This is a genomic window from Streptomyces sp. NPDC047841 (assembly GCF_040704085.1).
Classification (GTDB): domain Bacteria; phylum Actinomycetota; class Actinomycetes; order Streptomycetales; family Streptomycetaceae; genus Streptomyces; species Streptomyces argyrophylli.
The window spans coordinates 214,703-234,331 of sequence record NZ_JBEYRP010000013.1; the positions used below are offsets into that span (position 1 = coordinate 214,703).

A 19,629-nucleotide genomic window follows, 5' to 3' on the forward strand; every position below is an offset into this window, starting at 1 on the left:
CACACCGGCCGGCGACCGCACCACCCCGGCACCACCTCCCCACGGAACAGGAGACACCCCCATGACCAACCCCTTCGAGGACCCCGACGCCACCTACCTGGTCCTGGTCAACGACGAGGGCCAGCACTCGCTGTGGCCCGAGTTCGCGGCCGTGCCCGACGGCTGGGAGCCGCGGTTCGGCCCCGACGGCCGCACGGAGTGCCTCGCGTACATCGAGCGGGAGTGGACCGACATGCGCCCCCAGAGCCTGATCGAGGCGATGGGCGCATGACAGCGCGTCGACACCGGGCGGGAGGACCGAGGTGACGGCTACCGAACAGCGCGCGGCGGAGCTGACCGGCCCCGAGCTGGCGGACCTCGCGCGGATCGCACAGAGCCTGCTGGACCGGGCACCGGACCGGGTCGACGACCCGGCCTGGGTCGCCGACGCCCGCCGCGCCTGGGAGGAGACCCCCGGCCGGCTGCGCGGACGCGTACGAGAGTTCCGCCGGGACTCGGGCGCCGACGGCAGACTGCTGCTCAGCGGACTGCCGATCCGCCCCGAGCGGCTGCCCGGCACCCCCACGGTCATGGGCTCGGCGCAGCGGACCCCCGCGCTGCCCGCGGCGCTGCTCCTGCTGCTCGCCCACGGACTGGGCGACCCCGCCTCGTTCGCCGCGGAGAAGAACGGCGCCCTGGTGCAGGACGTCGTCCCCGTGCCCGGCCAGGAGGAGTTCCAGGGCAACGCGGGCTCGGTGGAGCTGACGTTCCACACCGAGAACGCCTTTCACCCGCACCGGCCGGACTACGTCCTGCTGCTCTGCCTGCGCACCGACCACGAGGGGCAGGCGGAACTGCGCACCTGCTGCTCGCGCCGGGTGCTGCCCCGGCTGACGGACCGCACCCGCGAGGCGCTGGCCCGCCCCGAGTTCGTCACCGACCCCCCGCCCTCCTTCGGCGGGGGCGGCACCGGAAGCCTGCACGGTGTCCTCACCGGCGACCCGCAGGACCCCGACCTCTGCTACGACGAGTCGGCCACCCGGGCCCTGACCCCCGCCGGCCGCGCCGCGCTCCAGGAGCTGAGCGCGGTGATCCGGACCAGCTACGACGGTGTGCGGCTGCGCGCCGGGGACCTGGCCGTCGTGGACAACCGCGTCACCCTGCACGGCCGGTCCTCCTTCGTCCCGCGCTTCGACGGAGGGGACCGCTGGCTCCAGCGGACCTTCGCCTTCACCGATCTGCGCCGGTCCCGGGACCACCGCCCGGCCGACGGAAACGTGCTGGTGAAGTGAGCGACGAAAGCGAAGGACAGGGAGTGCCGAGCATGACCGAGCCCGACCCGACCACCGTGTTCACCCGTCACGAGTCCCGTGTGCGCAGCTACTGCCGCGGCTTCCCGGCCGTGTTCGAGCGCGCGTCGGGGCACCACCTGTGGGACGTCGAGGGACGGCGCTACACCGACCTGCTGTGCGGCGCCGGCGCGCTCAACTACGGTCACAACCCGCCGGACATGGTCGCCCGGGTGATCGACCACCTCGCGGGCGGCGGACCCGTCCAGTCCCTGGACCTGCACACCACCGCGAAGGCCGAGTTCCTCACCCGGCTCGCCGAGTCGGTACTGGCACCGCGCGGTATGGACGACTACGTCGTGCAGTTCCCCGGCCCGGCGGGCACCCTCGCCGTCGAGGCGGCCCTGAAGCTGGCCCGCAAGGTGACCGGACGCTCACGGGTCATCGCCTTCCGGGACGGGTTCCACGGCGTCTCCCTGGGCTCCCTGGCCGCCACCTCCTCACCGCTGCTGCGGTCCGCGGCCGGCACCACGCTGCACGACGTGACGATCCTGCCCCGCGACGACGAGCGCGACCGGCAGACCTCCCTCGACGCGCTGGAGCGTGCGCTGCGGCCCGCCCCCGGCACGCGGGCACCGGCCGCCGTGCTGCTGGAGACCGTGCAGGGCGAAGGCGGCCTGAACGTGGCGAGCCCCGCGTGGCTGGCCCGGGTGCGGGAACTGGCGGACGACGCCGGCGCACTCGTCATCGTCGACGACATCCAGGCCGGCTGCGGCCGTACCGGCACCTTCTTCAGCTTCGAGCACGTCCCCGGGCTGCGGCCCGACCTGGTGTGCCTGTCGAAGTCGCTCGGCGGGATGGGCCTGCCCATGGCGGCCCTGCTGATCAGCCGGGACAAGGACGTCTGGGAACCGGGCGAGCACAACGGCACGTTCCGCGGTCACAACCTCGCCTTCGTGGCGGGCACGGTGGCGCTGGAGTACTGGTCCGACCCGCGGTTCACCGGCCAGGTGACCCGGCTCACGGAGGCGATCCGCGCCTCGCTCCGGGACATCGTCGCGCGGCTTCCCGAGGGCGCCGCCCAGGTCGCCGGACGCGGCGCGATGAGCGGGCTGCGCTTCACCGGGCCCGAGCCGGTCGAGGACGTGCGCCGCGCGCTGTTCCAGGCCGGGATCATCGCCGAGAGCGCGGGGGAGGGGCGGGTACTGAAGTTCCTGCCGCCGCTGACGATGCCCGTCGCCGACTGGGAGGAGGTGGCGCTCACCATCGGCGACGTCGTCGTCAAGACCGTCGACACGGCCGTCCACCGGGCCGCCTGACGGCCGGTCACCCCCCCACGCACGCACACGACACAGACGAGGACCAACTGTGACCATCGACAACGGCCGCACGGCGCAGGACACGCTCCACGACGTCATCGGCGTCGGGTTCGGCCCGGGCGGCATCGCGCTGGCCGCCGCCCTGGAGGAGGAGGCACCCGACATCGACTGCCTCTTCCTGGAGAGCCGCGGTGAGGCCGCCTGGCAGCCGGGCATGCTGCTGCGCGGCTCAGACACCCAGCACCACCCCAGCCGCGACCTCGCCACCCTGCGCAACCCGCGCAGCCGCTACACCTTCCTGAACTACCTGCACGAGACCGGCCGGCTGCTGGCCTTCCTCAACGTCCCGGCACACTTCCCGCTGCGCCGCGACTACGCCCGCTACGTGCGCTGGGTGGCCGAACAGCTGTCCTCGTCCGTCGAGTACGACCGCAGGGCCACCACCGTCTCCATCGCGTCCGACCCGGTCCCGCACTACGTCGTGGGCACCGCGTGCGGCCGGACGTACCGGGGACGCGCCCTGGTCGTCGGCACCGGCCGGACCCCGTACGTCCCCGCGGACTTCCGGCCCCACCTCGGCGACCGCGTCTGCCACAGCAGCGAGTACACCTGGCGGCTGGAGAAGCGGCGGGCGGCCGAGGGCGGCCCGCTCGACGTCGCGGTCGTCGGGGCCAGCCAGAGCGCGGCGGAGATCGCGCTCGACCTGCACTCCGCCGCCTCGGGCGACCGGGTCCACGCCGTCATGCGCGGCTTCGGCTACCGGCTGAAGGACACCAGCCCCTTCTCGGAGGAGGCTTACTTCCCCGAGTTCACCGACTACTACTTCAACGCCTCCCGGGAGGCCAGGGCCGACCTGAGCGCCCAACTGCGCCCCAGCAACTACTCCTCCGTCGACCAGGACGTGCTGGAGAGCCTCTACGTACGGCGCTACGAGGACGCTGTCGACGGCGAGGAGCGCATCGTGCTCCACCGCAACCACGAGGTCACCGGCGTCGAGACCGGTGAGGGCCCGGTCCGCCTGGCCCTGCGCGAGCGCCACACCCGAAAGGTGAAGGAGGTCACGGCCGACCTGGTGGTCCTCGCCACCGGCTACCGCGACCTCGGCCCCGCCGAACACGACGAGCCGTACCCGGAGATCCTCGGCCCGGTGGCCGACGGGCTGGCCCTGGACGACACCGGTGTGCTGCGAGTGGAGCGGGACTACTTCGTGCCGCCCCGGCCGGGAGCCGGCGCGCTGCCGCCGCTGTTCCTGAACGGGCTGTGCGAGAACACCCATGGACTCGGCGACGCCGGCTCCTTCAGCCTGCTGTCCCTGCGCGCCCGCACCCTGCTGGAGGGCATCCGGCACCGGCTGGGCGCCGGGCGGCCGGCGGCCGGCGGCGGCACGCGCGACTGACCGGCCGGCACGTCCCCGGGGACGGCCGGAGCAACGAGGGCGGGCCGGAACGACGAGGGCGGCCGGAAGACGAGGACCGGTGCGTTTCGGGCCGGCCGGTCCTCGCCCGGCGACCGGGGCGACGCGCCACCACGCCTCGCCGGTGGGGCCGGGCCCGTGGAGCCGGACCGGTGGAGCCGGGCCCGTGGGGGCCCGGCCGTATCCCCGGGCGGTCAGGAGGCGATGAACTCGGGCTGTACGCGAGGGGGCCACTCGCCGACCGCGAAGACTCCGAGGGCGTAGCCCTTGGAGATGAGGGCGGGCCGGTTGGACACCTTCATCTTCCGCAGGAGGGACGCGACGTGGTACTCGACGCCGCCGCGGCTGAGGAAGAGCCGCGCGGCCAGCTGGACGGTCGAATCGCCGGCGGCGACGCCCTCGAGGACACGGGCGTGCACCGGGCTGAACAGCTTCTGCCGCGCGGAGGCCACGTCGGGTCTCCGGGTGCCGTCGGGCCGCAGGAGTACCACGATGACCTCCACCCGATCGCTGGCGCTGCCGCGCACGGCGACGCCGGTCAACTCGGCCTGGAACGGCTTGCCCCCGGCGTCCACGACGATCACCTCGTCCGCGAAGCGCGCACTCCGTCCGTCGGCGAGCCGGGCGAACTCGCGGCGGAACCTCTCCCGCACACCCGGGTGCAGGTAGTCCAGGACGTCCCGGCCGAGGACGTCGGCGGGTGACGCGCCGATGTGACCGCAGAACGGGCCGTTCGCCGCCGCGATGCGCAGTTGTGGATCGAGATGGGCGATACAGATGCCGGACTGCACGAAGACCGACCGGCAGATGTCACTGAAACGTTCCGCGGTGCGGTGGTCGGGTGCCACCGTGGTTAATTCCTGGGAAGCGTGACCGGAGTTCACCATGATCGAGAGCGGCCTCTCCTGCCCTGAGGACGGGCGCGATGTGCGGTACGGGGAGCTTCCGGTGCCGACGCCTGCCACACTCGGAAACGTGTTCGCCAGGCTAATCGGCAGCGGGCCGGAAAGATTGCTCCCCGGTGCACGGTCACTGACCCCAAAGCGCACGAAGGGCCATCCCCACGGCGGCGCCCTCCCTAGGGCTCCGGCGCCGGACCCGGGATGCCGGGGGAGTGGGCCCAGGCCAGCAGTTCGGGGGCGTCCAGTGCCGGTAACCACAGGTCGGCCCGGACGGCGCCGTCGCCCGGTGGCCGGGGGCCGACGCCCAGGACCCGCAGTCCGGCGCGGCGGGCCGCCTCCACGCCGGTCAGGGAGTCCTCGACGGCCAGCGCCCGGTGCGGGCGGACACCGCAGAGCCGGGCCGCCTCGGCGTAGAGGTCCGGGTGCGGCTTCGGACGCAGGCGGTCCCCGGTGTCTGGCGCGACGATGTGCCGGAAGTGCGTGCGCAGCCCGGCCCGTTGCAGGCTGCCTTCCACCACCACTCTCGGGCAGTTGCTGGCCACCGCCAGCGGCAGCCGGGCGGAGAGCAGCCGGACGATCCGGACTGCCCCCGGCATCGTCACCGGGTCGTCGGTGACGAGCTCCAGGAAGTGGTCGAGGAGCGCGGCCGTCAGGCCTTCCGCCAGTTCCGGCTTGTGCACCGACCGCGCCATCAGCCGGCCGCAGTCCTCGTAGTGCAGGCCCGCGGCCTGCTCCGCGAATCCGGGCGGTGGCTGGAGCCCGTACTCCCGGAAGGCGCGGTTGCGGGCCTCCCGCCAGTGGCGCTCGCTGTCCATCAGGGTGCCGTCACAGTCGAAGACGACGGCTTCGGGTGACCATTCGAGAAGATCGTGGGCCGTAGTGTTCACGAGGGCCTCCTACGCGTCCGTACGCATGGCATACGACATTCACGGCCATCCGCAGGAAACGGGAAAGATAGTGGCGGCTACGTTATTTCCGTCACGTCATCTCGGGCAATGACACTATTCAGTGACTCGACGGCACCCGGAACCCGGCGTATGGCCGCGCGGCGGCGACAGCGTGCGGCCGGCGATCGGGGAGCGTCAACACTGGTTCCACCGCGCACCAGTTGGCACACACACGTGGCCGCGCCGCACCCGGCACGGACCGGCGCCCTTTACCACTCGACCGCATTCCCTCTCGAAAGAAATGCGGAATTTACCGCACGCGTGTGACCTGTTTTGCGCCAGGCGTACGCTGGCGCACTAAATTCATGGCCGGCGGAAGAAACCGAGCGAGGGCGGACGGTACGTTGCAGGAACGGGCCAAGGCAACCCGTAGATCACTGCTGGAAGCGGCTGCCCAGCTCTTCGCCGAACAGGGGTACGCGGCCACCAGCGTCAACGACATGAGCGCCCGGTCGGGCCGCACCAGCGGCGCCGTCTACTTCCACTACGCAGGCAAGGAGGGCATCGCCGTCGCCGTCGTCCAGGACCGGTTCGCCTCGTGGTCACAGCTCTCCGCACGCTACGCGGACGAGGCGGTCCCCCCGGTCGAACGGCTCGTCGCCCTCAGCTACGACATCGCCCGTGCCCTCGCCGAGGACCCGGTGACGCGGGCCGGCGCCCGCCTGTGGGCCGAGCGCGCCACCATCGGCGCCCCCCTTCCCGACCCCTTCGCGCTGTGGACCGCCGCCGCCACGCGACTGCTCGCGCAGGCCCGGCTCGCCGGCCACCTGCACGCGCACATCCGCCCCGCCCGCACGGCCCGGACCCTGGTGCGCGCGTTCTTCGGCCTCTGCGCCCTCACCGAGGCGCTGGAAGGCACGGCCGTCCTCGCCGACCGCCTGACGGACTGGTGGCAGCTCACGCTCCCCTCCCTCCGCCCGCACCCACCGCGTGACGAGGACCTGCCGACGGGGCGGTGACGCCCGGCGACCGCGACCCTCAGTGGCCGCGTTTACGACGACGCGTTCACCCGTGCGAGCTAACCAGCCGTCCTGGCTGTGCTTTTGACCATATGGGATGCCTAACCTGGGTGTGACAGCGGGGAGTCGGCAGCGAGTGTGTCGCACGGTCCGCGGGCTGGGGGGTGCGGTGGAGGTCAGCGGTGTGCGGCACGCGTACGGCCGTCGTGAGGTCCTGCGAGGCGTGGACCTCCTGCTGCGGCCCGGCGTGCTGGCCGGGATCGTCGGGGAGAACGGTGCGGGCAAGTCGACGCTGCTGAAGATCCTGTCCGGCGAACTGCGCCCGCAGCACGGCACGCTCCGCCATGGAGGCCGCTTCGGCTACTGCCCGCAGGACGTGGTGATCAACGATGCGCTCACCGTGCGCCAGCACCTGGAGTTCTTCCGCGTCGCGCGGGGGCTGCCGGACCTGCGGCATGCCGGGGACGTCATGGACGCGCTGCGGCTGACGGAGTACGCCGACGAGCGTGCCGGCCTGCTCAGCGGCGGGACCCGGCAGAAGCTGAACCTGACCCTGGCCCTGATGCACGACCCGCAGGTGCTGCTGCTGGACGAGCCCTACCAGGGTTTCGACTGGGACACCTACCAGCGCTTCTGGGACCTGGCGGCACGCCTGCGTGACGCGGGCCGCTCCGTCCTCGTCGTCTCGCACCTGGCCTACGACGCCGAACGCCTGGACGAGCTGTGGCGGCTGCAGGACGGCGTCCTGCACCCCGGGACGGTGGTGCCGGCGTGAGGCGACACCTGCGTCTGTTCGTCACGGCAGCCCGCTTCGACCTCATCGAGCACGCCCGCAACAGACTCGCCACCGTCCTGGTCGCCCTGTTCATCCCCTCCTGGATCAGCCTGGCCCACGCCGTCATCCCCGGCAGGACCGTGCCCTTCAGGCTGCGCGCGACCGGCCGGCTCCTCGAGCCCGCGGGCAACCAGATCACGCAGATCACCGGTGCCATCAACGCCGTCACGCTGATCACCGGGTTCATGATGTTCGCCGTCACGTTCAACGGCGGACGCTTCGACCGCCGCCTGGCCATGGCCGGCTACCCCCGCGCCCACCTCGTCCTCGCCAAGACCGCCTCGCTCACCCTGGCCTCCGCCACCATCGCCGCCTATGCCACCGCGGTGATCTGCACCGCCTGGAGCCCGCGCCAGCCCGTGCGACTCGCCGCGGCCTTGTTCTGCGGAGCCCTGACCTACGGGGCCCTGGGCGTCGTCTTCGGCTCCCTGCTGCGCCGGGAGGTGGAGGGCATGTTCGCCCTGGTCATGACCAGCCTCGTCGACGTCGGACTGCAAAGCCCCCTGGCCGGCGGCGGCACCGGAAGCGCGGCCGTACGGCTCCTGCCCACCTACGGGACCATGCAGGCCGCCACCGCCGCGGGCTTCACCCGCACACCCCTGCCCGGCGAACTGGCCGTCCAGATCCTGTGGTTCGCCGGCGCCGCCCTCCTGGGCCTGCTCGCCTTCCACCGCCGCACCAAGGACGCCCTGACCGCAAGACCAGCCGCCCGTCTGCCCTGGCCGCGCGGACGCCGGCAGCCGGTGCGCCCGACCCGGGCCACGTCGACGTCCCGCTGACAGACCGTCCCGGTGCGACAGCTCACGAGCGCGCAACGGGGACACCCCGCGCCCTCGTCGCAGAGCGAGTCCCGGCCCCCCGCGGGAGCCGGTCGAGCAGAAAGAGTGCACAGATGCTGGTAGGGCGATGGCTGGACGCGGCGGGTGTCACCGATCCCGTCCTCAGGCACTGCTACACGGTGTGCGTACGGGAGCTGGCCGGCGCGGACGGAGGGACCGCCCGCTGGCACGGCCTGCGCAGCGCCCCCGCGGCCGCTCGACCGCACGCGGCGGCACTGCTGGCGCACGGCCACCGTGCCGACCTCTGCGTGGACAGGGGACCGGTCGCAGAACGCCGGCGCCGCTTCACCGACTTCGCGGACGCCACCTGGGCGGCCTTCGCCGCCGGCGGCTCCCCCGACCCCGTCCTGCACGCCACGGTCCACACCTACCGGGCCTTCGGTCTGCCGCCGACGGTGGTCGAGGACATGTTCGGCGCGATGCGGCGGGACCTCGACTTCCGTGACTTCGCCACCTTCGAGGAACTGCGCCGGTGGTGCGTGCGGATGACCGGCGGCTCGCTGGCCATGATCTACCGGGTGACCGGCGCCGTGACCGGACCGGCGGACGAGCCGGCGATCCGCGCGTTGTCCGTGTGCGCACAGCTGACGGACGCGCTGCGCGACCTGTCGGAAGACCTCGACGACGGACGCCTCTACCTGCCGCTGGAGGACCTCGACCGCTTCGGCGTGCGCGCCGAGGACCTCAAGGCCAAACGCTGGACACCGGCCGTGGCCGACCTCATCGCCTTCGAGGCGGGGCGGGTCACCGAGCAGCTGGACAAGGCCGCCGAAGTGGACCACGGCCCGGTGAGCGCCCTCCGGCACGCCCACCATGAGCACATGGCGCTGGTCATCGCCGCGGTGCTCGCCGCGGGCCGGGACGTCCTCACCCGACCGGTGCAGCCGCCCCTGGGCACGCTGCTCAACGTCTGGCGCCCCGTCATGCGCGCCGTGATCCCCTGCTGACCTGTGAAAGGACGCGTCATGTCCCTTGCCGTGACCTCCACCGGCGACACGTACCTCCCGCTCCTGGAAGCCGAACTGCTGCGCTGGGTGGGCAGCGGCGACAGCATGCTGGAACTGGCCTGCCTGGACGCGCTGTTCCCCACGGGCAAGCTCCTGCGCCCCGTCCTGTGCATGGAGTCGGCCAAGGCCGTCGGCGGCACCGCCGAACAGGTGCTGGCCTTCGCGGCCGGCATCGAGTGCCTGCACGTCGCCAGCCTCGTCCACGACGACATCGTCGACCAGGATCCGGTACGTCGCGGGAGGGCCTCCACCGCCGAGCAGTACGGCCTCGCCGAAGCCCTCGTGGCAGGTGACGGACTGTCGATGGCGGGAATCGCGGCCCTGCTCGGCTCCGGCCCCGCCGACCGCGTACTGCACGCGGTTCGGCTCACCGTCCAGGCCCTGCGACACATGTGCCGGGGCATCATGCGCGAGACCGAGATCCGCGGCGACCTGACCTGCGGAGTGCCGACCGCCCTGAACGTCATGGAGGCGAAGACCGCCGCGCTGACCGGTGCCGCGTGCCAGGCCGGGGCGATCCTGGCCGGCGCGACCCCGCGGCAGCACCAGGCCCTGCGCAGGTACGGGGAACAGCTCGGCATGGCCTTCCAGATCCGTGACGACCTGCTCCCGTACACCGCCGAGGACCAGGTCACCGGCAAGACGGCCACCAGCGACGTCGCCAACCTCCAGCCCACCCTGCCCGTCCTGCTCGCCTACGAAGCCGCCGACGAGGCCGGCCGGCACCGCCTGACCACCGTGTTCCGCGGCGGGACCGACCCCGTCACCGCACACCGGGACCTCCTCGCCGTGCTGACGCGCACCGGTGCTCTCACCGAGGCCGCCCGGATGGCGACCGACCGCGCCGAACGAGCACGCGCCGAACTCACCGGTCTGCCGGCCGCCGGCCAACTGGCCGAACTGGCCACATCAGCGGCCGACCGCCGGCGCTGAGACCGGCCCGGCCGCCGGGAGACGGGAACGGCGCCGCATCGGTACGTCAAGGGACCCGGTCTCATCGGCCGGCCGATTGTGGGCAGACGCGTATCCATGGACACCGCCAAACTGGAACTCGCCGCTCAGCGCTACCTGGAAGCCGAAGCCGCCCTCGACGCGGCGCGCACCGACCTCCAGGCCGAAGCCGTCGCCTACCTGCGCACGACCGACGAACGCGGCGCGCAGGCCACCGTCGTCCGCATCACCGGCTGGACCCGCGAGTACGTGCGCAGGCTGGTCATGCACAGCGACGACACCACCGCATGAGCGCGCGCCCGGCCTCTTGCCGCCCCTGACCCGGAGCGACGGCCGGGAACCGTGGTCCCGCCACAGCCGACGCCGGCCACCCGCGCTGTCAGTGGCGGATGCGAGGCTGAGCGGATGGACCGTTACGAGGAGCAGCTGCTACGTCGCCGGGTCTACGGCGCCGACCCCGACCAGCCGGGCCCGCGGCCGGACCGGCGCTACGCCGAACTGGTCGGTGGACCGCTGGACGGCCTGCTGCTCGACATCACCGGCTGGACGCGCAAGGAAATCGGCGCCGGCGTCGCGCTGGCCACCGAGCTGGGGCAGTTCGGCGCCGGTGGCCGAGCGCTGTACGACCCGCGTCCCGGCGACCCGGACCGCCTCGACTGGGCCGGCGACACTCCATGACCTGATCCGTCGTACCGGTGGCCGCATTCGGATGCCCGCGGGAAAGTGCGTCGTCCGCAATCACCGGGCGCGGGGATCGCGCCGTCTGGCCTGTTTCAGCCCTTACGTGGCTGTCGCACATTCTTCCGGCCGCGATTTACCGAGTGCTCGGAGAATAGGCCGGGTCTCCGTGGATGCGCGGGGTTCCGGAGTTCTGCTGGTGGCCCCGAGACTCCGGGGATAGGATATCGCGCGACGCACGGGAGGGCGGTCGGAGGGGTCGGGGGGTGGGGGCGAAGGCACCGTGATCGAGCTGGGAGAACGCGCAACTCAGGGCCGCCCTGCCCGAGTTCGTGAACGCGTGTTTGCGCTCCCTGGTCCGCGGCGGTCACAACTCACCCACAATCTCTCCGCGTGATCACCGCAAAGCGGTCCACGCGACAGCAGTGGGCCCCTTTTTCTTCCGCGCCGTCCCCTTCGTTTTTCCGACGAGAGAAGTGTGGAGTGTGATGCCGTGAACCGAATCGGCAGAGATTCGCGCCGGTTACCCTGGAGGCTCGCGGAGCCGCCGGCGCGTATCGCGTTATCCGTTCTCTTACTGGCAGGCGGCGCCGTGGGAGCAACGGCCGGGCCCGCCGCCGCCTCGAACGCCGACGGCACGCTCACCGTCGAGGTGCTGCGCGACTTCTTCGGCACCGGCGTGATCAACACGACGATGGACGTGCCGCAGCGGGGCATGAAGGTGGAGATCTCCGACCCCGCGGGACACGTGGTCACCGGCGTCACGGACGCCACCGGGAAGGTCGTGGTGTCACCGTCGACCGTGCTGGACGGCGGCCGGTACCGCGTCGACGTCGGCATCCCGGCGCCGTACGACGGCCATCTGCGGGCGGCGCCCGCGTCGACGGCGGAGAACCACTTCGACAGCTTCACCTCGTTCGTGGACGTGTCGGACGGGAAGAACGCCTCGGTGGTGACCGGGGTGTGGGATCCGGCCGACTACGCGCTGCCGGACACGCGGTACTTCGTGCCGGTCCACAGCGGCCCCAACAGCACCGACACCCGCGCGTTGGTGGCGTTCGGGACGAAGACCCGGGGCACGTGTCCCACCGATGTGGCGTGCCCGGCCACGCTCGCCACGCAGGACCAGGTGGGCACCACGTTCGGGCTGGCGTACGACACGCAGCGGGCCCGGCTCTTCCAGAGCGCGTTCGCCCGCCGGTACGCCGCGTACGGGCCGCAGGGCGGAGGCGCGATCTACACGGTGTCCGTCAACGGCTCGGGTGCGCCGGCGCTGTTCGCGCGGGTACCCGACGCCACGGTGACGCGGCACGACACCGCGAACATGGTCAAGGACGCCGGGTTCACCGACGCCCCGGGCAAGGAGAGCATCGGTGGCCTCGCCCTGTCGGAGGACGGCTCCACGCTGTACGCGGTGAACCTGAAGACCCGCAGCCTGGTGAGCTTCGACGCCACCGGGGCCACCGCCGCGGCGCCCAAGTCGACGGTCCCCATCCCGGACCCGGGGTGCGCGAGCCCCGACGACTGGCGGCCGTTCGGTCTCCAGTTCCACGACAACACGCTGTACGTGGGCGGCGTGTGCAGCGCGGAGAGCACGCAGCAGCGCGCGGATCTGAAGGTCTTCGTCTCCACCTACGACGGCAAGCGGTTCACCACGGTACTGAGCCACCCGCTCACGTACGAACGCGGCAGCGTCTTCGGTTCCTCCGGCGACAAGGCCATCCACTGGAACCCGTGGAACACCGGCCTGGACACGTGGGACGACCGGAAGGCGGGCAACGTCTTCATCGATCCGCAGCCGGAGCTGTCCTCCCTCGCCTTCGGCCGCGACGGCTCGATGGTCCTCGGTTTCCGCGACCGGTTCATGGACGTCCTCAGCTGGGGCGGGCTGGACCCCCGCCCGGGGAACGACACGGCGGAGAACGGCATGTCCGGCGGTGACATCACCATGGTCTGCGCCACCCCCACCGGTGAGTACCAGTGGGAAGGCACCGGGAGCTGCCCCAACCACGCCACCCCCGGCAACAACGGCGGTCAGCCCGCCGATGTCGTCGAATACTTCCCGGGCGACTCCTACGCCAACGTGCACCAGGAGACCGCGCTCGGGTCGGTGGCCTACATCCCGCAGCAGCAGTGGGTCGTCAGCACGGAGTTCGACCCGGTCGTCAACGTCGCGACCTCGGGGACCGGGTACCACGACATCACGACCGGTGAAGGCCCGGGCAACAACCCGACCGCCAACGGTTTCCAGTTCGTCAGCCAGGCGCAAGGCGGCTTCGGCAAGGCCGGCGGGCTCGGTGACATCGCGTACGCCGCGGCGAACGCGCCGATCCAGATCGGCAACGTCGTGTGGTTCGACGGCGACCACAACGGCATCCAGGACCCGGGGCACGTGCTGCTGCCGGGGGCGACGGTCAACCTGCTCGACGCGGACGGCAAACAGGTCGCCACGACCAGGACCGATGCCGCCGGCGAGTACTACTTCGGTGGTGTCGGCGCCGCGTACGAGCTCACGCCGGGCGCGAAGTACACGGTGCAGTTCGACGTGTGCACCGCGGACACGAGCCAGGTGCCCGAGCAGCCCCCGGCGAGCGCACTGAGGTTCACGCTCCCGCGGGCCGGTGCCGACCGCGCGCACGACTCCAACGTGACCCCGCCGACCACCGGACCGCTGTGCAACGGCTACGCGCCCGTCACGGCGCCGGACAGGCCGGGCGGCGTCGATCACACGATCGACGCCGGGGTGTACATCCCGAAGGAGACGCCGACCCCGACGCCGACCCCGACTCCCACATCGACGCCGACTCACACACCGGCGCCGACTCCGACGCCGCCCGGGGCCTCCACGCCGCCGTCGTCCGGGCCCTTGCCCAACCACCCGGCCCCGGCCGGTGGAGGCGGAGGTTCGATGGCGGACACCGGTACGACCGGGCTGGCGGAGATGATCGGCATCGTCGGTCTGCTGGTGGGTGCGGGCCTGGTCATCGCGTTCGTGACCCGGAACCGTCGCGCCCGGCACCACTGAACGAAACCGCACCACGGTGATCCGCCCGTCCGCGAGCCGGACGGCGCGGACGAGCGGAACACGTCTCGGCCGGTCCGCGAGGGCCGGCCTTGGCGTGGTCCGCACCGGACTGCCGAGTGCCCTCCCAAGCCCGCGACGGCCCGATGGTGGGTGAGCGAAAGGATGAACCGGACAGTGTCAGCGTCGAACCGCGTGCGGAACGTGAGGACCCGGCCGGCTCCATCGGGCCGTCCGGCCGACGGGCGCCGATGGCCGCGCTCGCGCCGGGGAGCGGCCGTGATGGGCATCGCGGCCGCCGCCGTGGCCGCCGCGGTCGCGTTCCTGATCGCCGGCGGCGGCTCCGGCGCCGGCGGTCCGCGCTCGCTGACGACGGATGAGGCGAGCCGGCTCGCGATCACACGATTCCGCAACTACCAGGCGCGGGGCCGCGCCGTGACGATCACCGTGCCGGGCACGGCCGGCGGCCTGACCGTCACCGGGTCCGTCGACTACCGGCGCAAGGTGGGGTACGGCGTGGTGCACGGCACCGGGCGCGACAGATCCAGCGACGGGCTGATCCAGTGGACGCCCACCTCGGTGCACGTCCGCCCGATGCCGGACGCCCCCGCGCACGCACCCGCGTCGCCGCCCCGTTCGGGCTGGTACGACCGTCCGCTGCTGTCGTCCGGCAGCACGCTGGACACCTCCCTGTCCATCACGCTCGGTCTCGGCGGCGACCGGCCGGACAACGCCGAACTGCTGCCGCAGAACGGTGCCGCCTGGTGGGGGCGGGAAGAGGTGGACGGGCGCCGGGTGGACGTCATGACCGGGCCGTCCGCGCCCGGCCGTTCGGGTACGACGGGCAACGTGCGCTACTGGATCGGCTCCGACGGCACCATGTACCGGGTCCGCGTCAAGGTGGGTTCGCAGCCGGAGCCGGTGGTGATCGAGTTCGGCACCCACCGGTACGTTCCGGTCGAGCCGGTACCCGGGATCACCCCGGCCCGGTGACCGTTCAGGACGTCCGCACCCGGGCGTTCGCGGCGAGCAGGTCGGCCGGCGGCACCCGGATGTCCTCCGTCCTCGGCAGAGCCGGGACGGGCGGGACGACGGTGGCGCCCGCGGTGGCGGCGTCGGGGAACTGCGGCTGCGGAGCGGGCGGCGCGACCTCGGTGAAGGGGATGCCACCGGGTGCCGTCGGCGCCGCCCACCTGCCGGCCGGCGAGGACGACGCGGCCGGTGCCGGGCAGGCCGCGCTCGTCGCGAGCCGGGCGGGCACGGTGGTGCGCAGCTCGTTGCCCCGCAGGCAGTTGCCGCGTCCCCGCGTGGCGGTGGGGAACGTCCAGCCGACGTCGACGCCGTTGCCGGTGAACGTGTTGTCGACGATCTGGTTGCCGACCGGAGGGATGTCGGCGGTCGCGGTGATCACCAGCCCGGCGGTGCTGTTGCCGGCGATGCGGTTGCGGACGAACCGGTTGCCGCTGCCGCCGTCGATGCCGGCGCCGGTGCCCCATCCGCCGTCGGCCTGCTCCGGGGTGGCCGTCTGCTGGTTGGCGGCGATCAGGTTGCCCGCGACGACGGAGCCCTTCTGCGGGAGCAGTTTCTCCTGGTGGTCGGAGTTGGTGGTGAGTCCGACCCGGTTGCCGGCCAGGCGGTTGCCGACCACGTACATGTCCTCGCTGGCGTTGGTGCCTTCGTAACCGACCGCGTTGAGTTCGGCGACGTTGTCCCGTACCACGATGGTGCAGGGCTTGCACTGGCCGACGTAGATCCCCGAGTCGGCGCCTCCCGACGCGTACGAGTGCTCGATGACACCGTTCTGGGCGGAGAACGCGTAGATGCCGTACAGGCCGTTGCGGGTCGCGGTCACGTGGGAGACCAGGAACGACTTCAGGAAGGTGACGGGCTCGTCGCCGGTGTCGTAACCGCCGCTTGCCCCCGGCAGGCCGGCGGCCGCCTTCGCCGAACCGGTGACCAGGACCCCGTTCTGCGTGTTGTTCCGCACGGTCAGGTTCTCCACGGCCACCCCGGGCGCCGAGACGACGACGCCGTTCGGCTGCCGCAACCGCCCGTCGATGACGACCTTGTCCCGGGACAGACCGCGAAGGGTGACGTGCTCCCTGTCGATCTTCACCGACTCGTGGTAAACGCCCGGCGAGACCAGCACCAGGTCGCCTGGCCGGGCCACGGACACGGCATCCGAGATCGTCGGGGCGTCGGCGGGTACGCGGATCGTCACCTGCGCGCCGGCCGGACGCCGTGCCCTGCTCGATCCGCCATCGCCGCCGCAGCCTGCCACCAGGGTCAGCGTGCCCACTACAGCCGCCAGCACGCGAAGAGCTAATCGAGGCATGATCCCCAGTCTGGCACGACGCCCAATTCCACGCCAGAATACCGAGGTTGACCCGCGCGTACGAAGCGGATGTGGCACCCTGCACCCCATGCGCCGAGCCGATCCCCACCCGTCACGCCGCAGGTTCCTCGATGTCACCGGCGCGATGATGGCCGCCGGGCTGACCGCCGGGTGCACATCGGACTCCGCCCGGCCGGGCCGGCACGGCGGCCCTGCCGCACAGGCCGCCCCGGAGCCGGTCCCGGCGACGGGCCGCCATCAGGCGGGCATCACCCTTCCCCAGCCGGCCCAGCCCCATCTGCTCGCCGTGGTGGCCGACCTCGACGCCACCGCGGCTCCCGGTCCGCTGCTGGCCGAACTGGGGCAGGCCATCCGCGCACTCACCTCGGGAACCGACTCGCGGCTGCTGGGCCTGGTGCCGGGCGACCTGACCGTGACCGTCGGGGTGGGCCCCCGGCTGGTGCGCACGGCCGGTGCCTCGCTGCCCGGCGCGGCCGACCTCCCGCGGTTCTCCCGCGAGCGGATCGCCCCGCGAGCACGCGGCGGTGACCTGCTGTTACAGATCTGCGCCGGCGACCCGCTGCTCTTACCCGTCGTCGCCGCCGCGCTGCTGGACCACGCCGGTGACCGCGTCCGCGAACGCTGGCGTCAGTCCGGCCGCCGCGGGACGAACGTGTCCGTCGGCAACGGCCTCACCGCGTCTCGCAACCCGCTCGGTTTCATCGACGGCATCGTGGGTCCGCACACGGCCGCCGAACGAGAGCGCGACCTGTGGCTGTCCGGGCCCCCCGCGGTCGCCGGCGGCACCCTGGCCGTGCTGCGGCACATGGAACTCGACCTGCCGCGGTTCGCCGCCCTGTCCGTGGCCGACCAGGAAGCGGTCTTCGGGCGGCGCCGGGCCAGCGGCGTGCCCCTCTCCGGAGGCACCGCCGCCTCGGGCCCGGAACTCGGCGCCAAGACACCGGACGGGCGCTATCTCGTCCCCGCGGACGCCCACGTGCGCCGGGCACACGCCAACGTGGTCGGGGTCGGGCTCATGCTCCGCCGCTCCTACAGCACCGACCAGCCCGCGCCCGGCCTGCTCTTCATCAGCTACCAGAACGACCTGCGGACCTTCACCGCCACCCTCACCCACATGGAGACCTCCGACGCGCTGCTGCCCTTCACCACCACCACCGCCAGCGCGACCTTTCTGGTCCTCCCCGGCTTCGACCGCCGACACCCGCTGGGCTCCCCGCTGTTCGGCTGAACGGGCCCCGCTCGGCTCCACAGGCCGGCGTCGTCCGGCTGACGCGGCGCCCGGGCGCCGGCGCCGGCCGCGACCTCCTCGGCACCCCCGGTCACCGCGTGGCGGACGGGGGGCCGAAGGTGCGGACGGCGATCGCGTCCAGCTTCGCGGCCAACGTGGCGGCGGGATCGGGACTGAAGCTGTGCAGTGCCACGGCGGCGGTGACGATCACGTCGCACAGCTCGTCGGCGACGTCGGCCGCCGTGTGGGTGACGCCCTTGCGGGGGTTCTGCCCGGTCAGACCGACGTAGGCCTGCCCGACCTCGCCGACCTCCTCGGTGAGCTTGATCAGGCGCATCGCCCGCTCGTGCTCGCCCCGGCCGTTCTCCCTGTCGAGCCAGCCGACCAGACGGCCGACGGTCTCCCACTGCTCCGGGGTCATGTACGGGTTCCTCTCGTGTCCTGCGCGTGATCGTGCTGCGCTGCTTGGTCCAGGCAGAGAGCTGCCAGGCGTGGCAGGCGGCGCGTCATTTCACCGCGATCGCCGAAGTCGAAGTCCCAGGCGGGGTCCGGCTCCGGGTACCGGATGGTGAACGCGTCGCCCGGAAGGCGCGTGCCGGTCGCCACGAGGTGCGCGTTCCAGGCGATGCCCAGCGCCTCCTCACAGTCGAGATCGATGCCGTCGGCCGCTGAAGCACGCACGACGGGCACTTCCGCGAGGGCATCAGGATCAGCGACCACGCGATCGAAGACCTCGCGCCCCTGCGCGATCAACCAGCCGCGGAAGTAGTCGAAGCCGTCGTCGGAGCATCCGCCGTTGATCACGTAGGCGGCGGCCCACAGAGGAGTCGTGTAGGAGCCGGCCATCAGGTCCCACAACACCTGCTGAGCGGCGACGATCTCCTCGGCCGGGCGTGTGGCCAGAAGCGCGGTCGCCCGACCGGCTACCTCTCCCGCGTCGTCCGGGTCGCGCGCCTGGGCGCGGGCCGCCGCGATGAGCTGCCAGAACCGCTGTTCGTTCATGGTCGCAGAGCATGCCACCCGGCACTGACATTGATGCTGATACTCGGGTTCCGGCGGTCGTGACCCGGGCACTGACGGAACCGCTCTCCCCGTCGACGGTGGCTTCACCGCCCACTGACGCCCTGGCGCCCGGACGGGGAGTCAGACGGTGACCTGGGGCTGTTCCCGGGACAGGTGGTGCACCTCAGTGCGGTCGCCGTGCGGGGCCAGCAGGTCCTGCAGTTCGCCCGCGGCGGCCTTGAGGAGGTGTCCGTCGCGGGCGGCGTGCAGCGTTTCCAGGACGAAGGCGACGCGGGTGGAGTCCTCGGTGACGCGGGTGCGGTGGGCGTCGCGGTGGTTCCAGTGGCGGGTCAGTACGTCGGTGGCGTCGGTGTAGACGATCTCGCCGGGCCTGGGGTGCTCGGTGGTGCCGGGTTCGCCGAGCGGGGTGAACGTCTCGCTGCCGTCCGCGGGCCGGATGTCGACGTCCCCGGTGACGTGGTCGAGGTCGAAGGCGCCGGCGGGCAGCCCGTGGCGGACGGAGACGGCGTTGTAGGAGTCGACGGCCGGGTTGATCCGGGGCAGCGAGCCCTTCTTGGCGAACCGGCGTCCGAGGGCGTCGACGCTCGGCCGGATGCGGCGGGGGTTGGTGCCGAAGGAGCGGTAGGCGGTGTGCCACGCCTCGATGCGCGGATCGCTCTCGTCGGCGGGCTGCCAGACACCGTCGGCGAGCTGCCGCTCCAGGTCCGCGAGGGCGGCGGTGGTCGCGGGCCAGGGTTCGTGGCCGCGCAGCCCGGTGGCGGTGACGACGGCGATGAGGGTGTCGGGGAAGGCGTCGGTGACGGCGGCGCCGAGGCGGAAGGCGGTCATCGTGAGGGGTCCGTTCCGAAGGGGCTGAAGGGGCTGAAGTCGCTGAAGGCGCC

General features: G+C 72.4%; 20 protein-coding genes. 14 read left to right on the top strand and 6 right to left on the bottom strand.

What is annotated here, in order from left to right; genetic code table 11:
- Positions 1-61 precede the first annotated feature (61 nt).
- From AB0947_RS23225 to AB0947_RS23240, 4 genes are read left to right on the top strand one after another with little or no spacing between them, the layout of a single operon-like run.
- Positions 62-271 (top strand): MbtH family protein, encoded by a 210-nt coding sequence (locus AB0947_RS23225; RefSeq protein WP_366752240.1) that lies wholly within the window; start codon positions 62-64, stop codon positions 269-271.
- A 31-nt stretch (positions 272-302) separates the two neighbouring features.
- Positions 303-1,271 (top strand): TauD/TfdA family dioxygenase, encoded by a 969-nt coding sequence (locus tag AB0947_RS23230; protein ID WP_366752241.1) that lies wholly within the window; start codon positions 303-305, stop codon positions 1,269-1,271.
- A 32-nt stretch (positions 1,272-1,303) separates the two neighbouring features.
- A complete protein-coding gene (locus tag AB0947_RS23235; protein ID WP_366752242.1) occupies positions 1,304-2,587 on the top strand; it encodes a diaminobutyrate--2-oxoglutarate transaminase in 1,284 nt (427 codons plus the stop codon).
- Positions 2,588-2,636: 49 nt separating this feature from the next.
- Positions 2,637-3,983, top strand: coding sequence for a SidA/IucD/PvdA family monooxygenase (locus tag AB0947_RS23240; protein ID WP_366752243.1), 1,347 nt, complete (start codon positions 2,637-2,639; stop codon positions 3,981-3,983).
- A gap of 212 nt (positions 3,984-4,195) precedes the next feature.
- Here the strand turns inward: AB0947_RS23240 and AB0947_RS23245 are convergent, their stop codons facing one another.
- Both AB0947_RS23245 and AB0947_RS23250 read right to left on the bottom strand, forming a co-directional pair.
- Complete coding sequence (locus tag AB0947_RS23245) at positions 4,196-4,849, bottom strand: PAS domain-containing protein (RefSeq protein ID WP_366752244.1); 654 nt, start codon at positions 4,847-4,849, stop codon at positions 4,196-4,198.
- A gap of 230 nt (positions 4,850-5,079) precedes the next feature.
- Positions 5,080-5,790, bottom strand: a complete 711-nt coding sequence (locus AB0947_RS23250) for an HAD family phosphatase (RefSeq protein WP_366752245.1) — start codon at positions 5,788-5,790, stop codon at positions 5,080-5,082.
- 365 nt (positions 5,791-6,155) lie between these two features.
- On the opposite strand from AB0947_RS23250, the gene AB0947_RS23255 reads away from it, so the two are divergent.
- The 9 genes from AB0947_RS23255 (at position 6,156) to AB0947_RS23295 (ending at position 15,134) form a co-directional block, all read left to right on the top strand.
- On the top strand, positions 6,156-6,809 hold the full coding sequence (locus AB0947_RS23255; protein ID WP_366752246.1) for a ScbR family autoregulator-binding transcription factor: 654 nt from the start codon (positions 6,156-6,158) through the stop codon (positions 6,807-6,809).
- A gap of 169 nt (positions 6,810-6,978) precedes the next feature.
- Positions 6,979-7,584 carry an ABC transporter ATP-binding protein gene (locus AB0947_RS23260; protein WP_366752348.1) on the top strand — a complete coding sequence of 202 codons (606 nt, stop codon included), beginning with the start codon at positions 6,979-6,981 and terminating at the stop codon, positions 7,582-7,584.
- Entirely contained in the window at positions 7,581-8,423 is an 843-nt protein-coding gene (locus AB0947_RS23265) for an ABC transporter permease (RefSeq protein WP_366752247.1), read from the top strand. Before AB0947_RS23260 ends, AB0947_RS23265 begins: the two co-directional genes overlap by 4 nt.
- Positions 8,424-8,536: 113 nt before the next feature.
- Entirely contained in the window at positions 8,537-9,430 is an 894-nt protein-coding gene (locus AB0947_RS23270; RefSeq protein WP_366752248.1) for a squalene/phytoene synthase family protein, read from the top strand.
- Positions 9,431-9,448: 18 nt separating this feature from the next.
- Positions 9,449-10,423 (top strand): polyprenyl synthetase family protein, encoded by a 975-nt coding sequence (locus AB0947_RS23275; protein WP_366752249.1) that lies wholly within the window; start codon positions 9,449-9,451, stop codon positions 10,421-10,423.
- Between the two features lie 96 nt (positions 10,424-10,519).
- Positions 10,520-10,732 (top strand): hypothetical protein, encoded by a 213-nt coding sequence (locus AB0947_RS23280; RefSeq protein ID WP_366752250.1) that lies wholly within the window; start codon positions 10,520-10,522, stop codon positions 10,730-10,732.
- Between the two features lie 114 nt (positions 10,733-10,846).
- Positions 10,847-11,119 (top strand): hypothetical protein, encoded by a 273-nt coding sequence (locus AB0947_RS23285; RefSeq protein ID WP_366752251.1) that lies wholly within the window; start codon positions 10,847-10,849, stop codon positions 11,117-11,119.
- A gap of 592 nt (positions 11,120-11,711) precedes the next feature.
- Positions 11,712-14,144 carry an SdrD B-like domain-containing protein gene (locus AB0947_RS23290; protein WP_366752252.1) on the top strand — a complete coding sequence of 811 codons (2,433 nt, stop codon included), beginning with the start codon at positions 11,712-11,714 and terminating at the stop codon, positions 14,142-14,144.
- Positions 14,145-14,423: 279 nt separating this feature from the next.
- Complete coding sequence (locus AB0947_RS23295) at positions 14,424-15,134, top strand: hypothetical protein (protein WP_366752253.1); 711 nt, start codon at positions 14,424-14,426, stop codon at positions 15,132-15,134.
- A 4-nt stretch (positions 15,135-15,138) separates the two neighbouring features.
- Here AB0947_RS23295 and AB0947_RS23300 read toward each other — a convergent pair whose 3' ends face one another.
- Positions 15,139-16,476: a right-handed parallel beta-helix repeat-containing protein gene (locus AB0947_RS23300; protein WP_366752254.1), complete on the bottom strand. Its 1,338-nt coding sequence runs from the start codon at positions 16,474-16,476 to the stop codon at positions 15,139-15,141.
- Between the two features lie 88 nt (positions 16,477-16,564).
- On the opposite strand from AB0947_RS23300, the gene AB0947_RS23305 reads away from it, so the two are divergent.
- Positions 16,565-17,725 carry a Dyp-type peroxidase gene (locus AB0947_RS23305; RefSeq protein ID WP_366752255.1) on the top strand — a complete coding sequence of 387 codons (1,161 nt, stop codon included), beginning with the start codon at positions 16,565-16,567 and terminating at the stop codon, positions 17,723-17,725.
- A gap of 91 nt (positions 17,726-17,816) precedes the next feature.
- On the opposite strand, the gene AB0947_RS23310 is transcribed toward AB0947_RS23305, so the two are convergent.
- From AB0947_RS23310 to AB0947_RS23320, 3 genes are all read right to left on the bottom strand, one after another.
- Positions 17,817-18,146, bottom strand: coding sequence for a MazG-like family protein (locus tag AB0947_RS23310; RefSeq protein ID WP_366752256.1), 330 nt, complete (start codon positions 18,144-18,146; stop codon positions 17,817-17,819).
- Positions 18,143-18,727, bottom strand: coding sequence for a DUF4240 domain-containing protein (locus AB0947_RS23315; protein WP_366752257.1), 585 nt, complete (start codon positions 18,725-18,727; stop codon positions 18,143-18,145). Before AB0947_RS23315 ends, AB0947_RS23310 begins: the two co-directional genes overlap by 4 nt.
- Positions 18,728-18,868: 141 nt before the next feature.
- Positions 18,869-19,576, bottom strand: coding sequence for a phenylalanine--tRNA ligase beta subunit-related protein (locus tag AB0947_RS23320; RefSeq protein ID WP_366752258.1), 708 nt, complete (start codon positions 19,574-19,576; stop codon positions 18,869-18,871).
- Between the last annotated feature and the right edge of the window lie 53 nt (positions 19,577-19,629).

Coding starts and splice junctions, on each gene's coding strand:
- AB0947_RS23225 (WP_366752240.1), top strand. CDS start 62: ATGACCAACCCCTTCGAGGACCCCGACGCCACCTACCTGGTCCTGGTC.
- AB0947_RS23235 (WP_366752242.1), top strand. CDS start 1,304: ATGACCGAGCCCGACCCGACCACCGTGTTCACCCGTCACGAGTCCCGT.
- AB0947_RS23255 (WP_366752246.1), top strand. CDS start 6,156: ATGGCCGGCGGAAGAAACCGAGCGAGGGCGGACGGTACGTTGCAGGAA.
- AB0947_RS23270 (WP_366752248.1), top strand. CDS start 8,537: ATGCTGGTAGGGCGATGGCTGGACGCGGCGGGTGTCACCGATCCCGTC.
- AB0947_RS23275 (WP_366752249.1), top strand. CDS start 9,449: ATGTCCCTTGCCGTGACCTCCACCGGCGACACGTACCTCCCGCTCCTG.
- AB0947_RS23280 (WP_366752250.1), top strand. CDS start 10,520: ATGGACACCGCCAAACTGGAACTCGCCGCTCAGCGCTACCTGGAAGCC.
- AB0947_RS23285 (WP_366752251.1), top strand. CDS start 10,847: ATGGACCGTTACGAGGAGCAGCTGCTACGTCGCCGGGTCTACGGCGCC.
- AB0947_RS23295 (WP_366752253.1), top strand. CDS start 14,424: ATGGGCATCGCGGCCGCCGCCGTGGCCGCCGCGGTCGCGTTCCTGATC.
- AB0947_RS23300 (WP_366752254.1), bottom strand. CDS start 16,476: ATGCCTCGATTAGCTCTTCGCGTGCTGGCGGCTGTAGTGGGCACGCTG.
- AB0947_RS23305 (WP_366752255.1), top strand. CDS start 16,565: ATGCGCCGAGCCGATCCCCACCCGTCACGCCGCAGGTTCCTCGATGTC.
- AB0947_RS23310 (WP_366752256.1), bottom strand. CDS start 18,146: ATGACCCCGGAGCAGTGGGAGACCGTCGGCCGTCTGGTCGGCTGGCTC.
- AB0947_RS23315 (WP_366752257.1), bottom strand. CDS start 18,727: ATGAACGAACAGCGGTTCTGGCAGCTCATCGCGGCGGCCCGCGCCCAG.
- AB0947_RS23320 (WP_366752258.1), bottom strand. CDS start 19,576: ATGACCGCCTTCCGCCTCGGCGCCGCCGTCACCGACGCCTTCCCCGAC.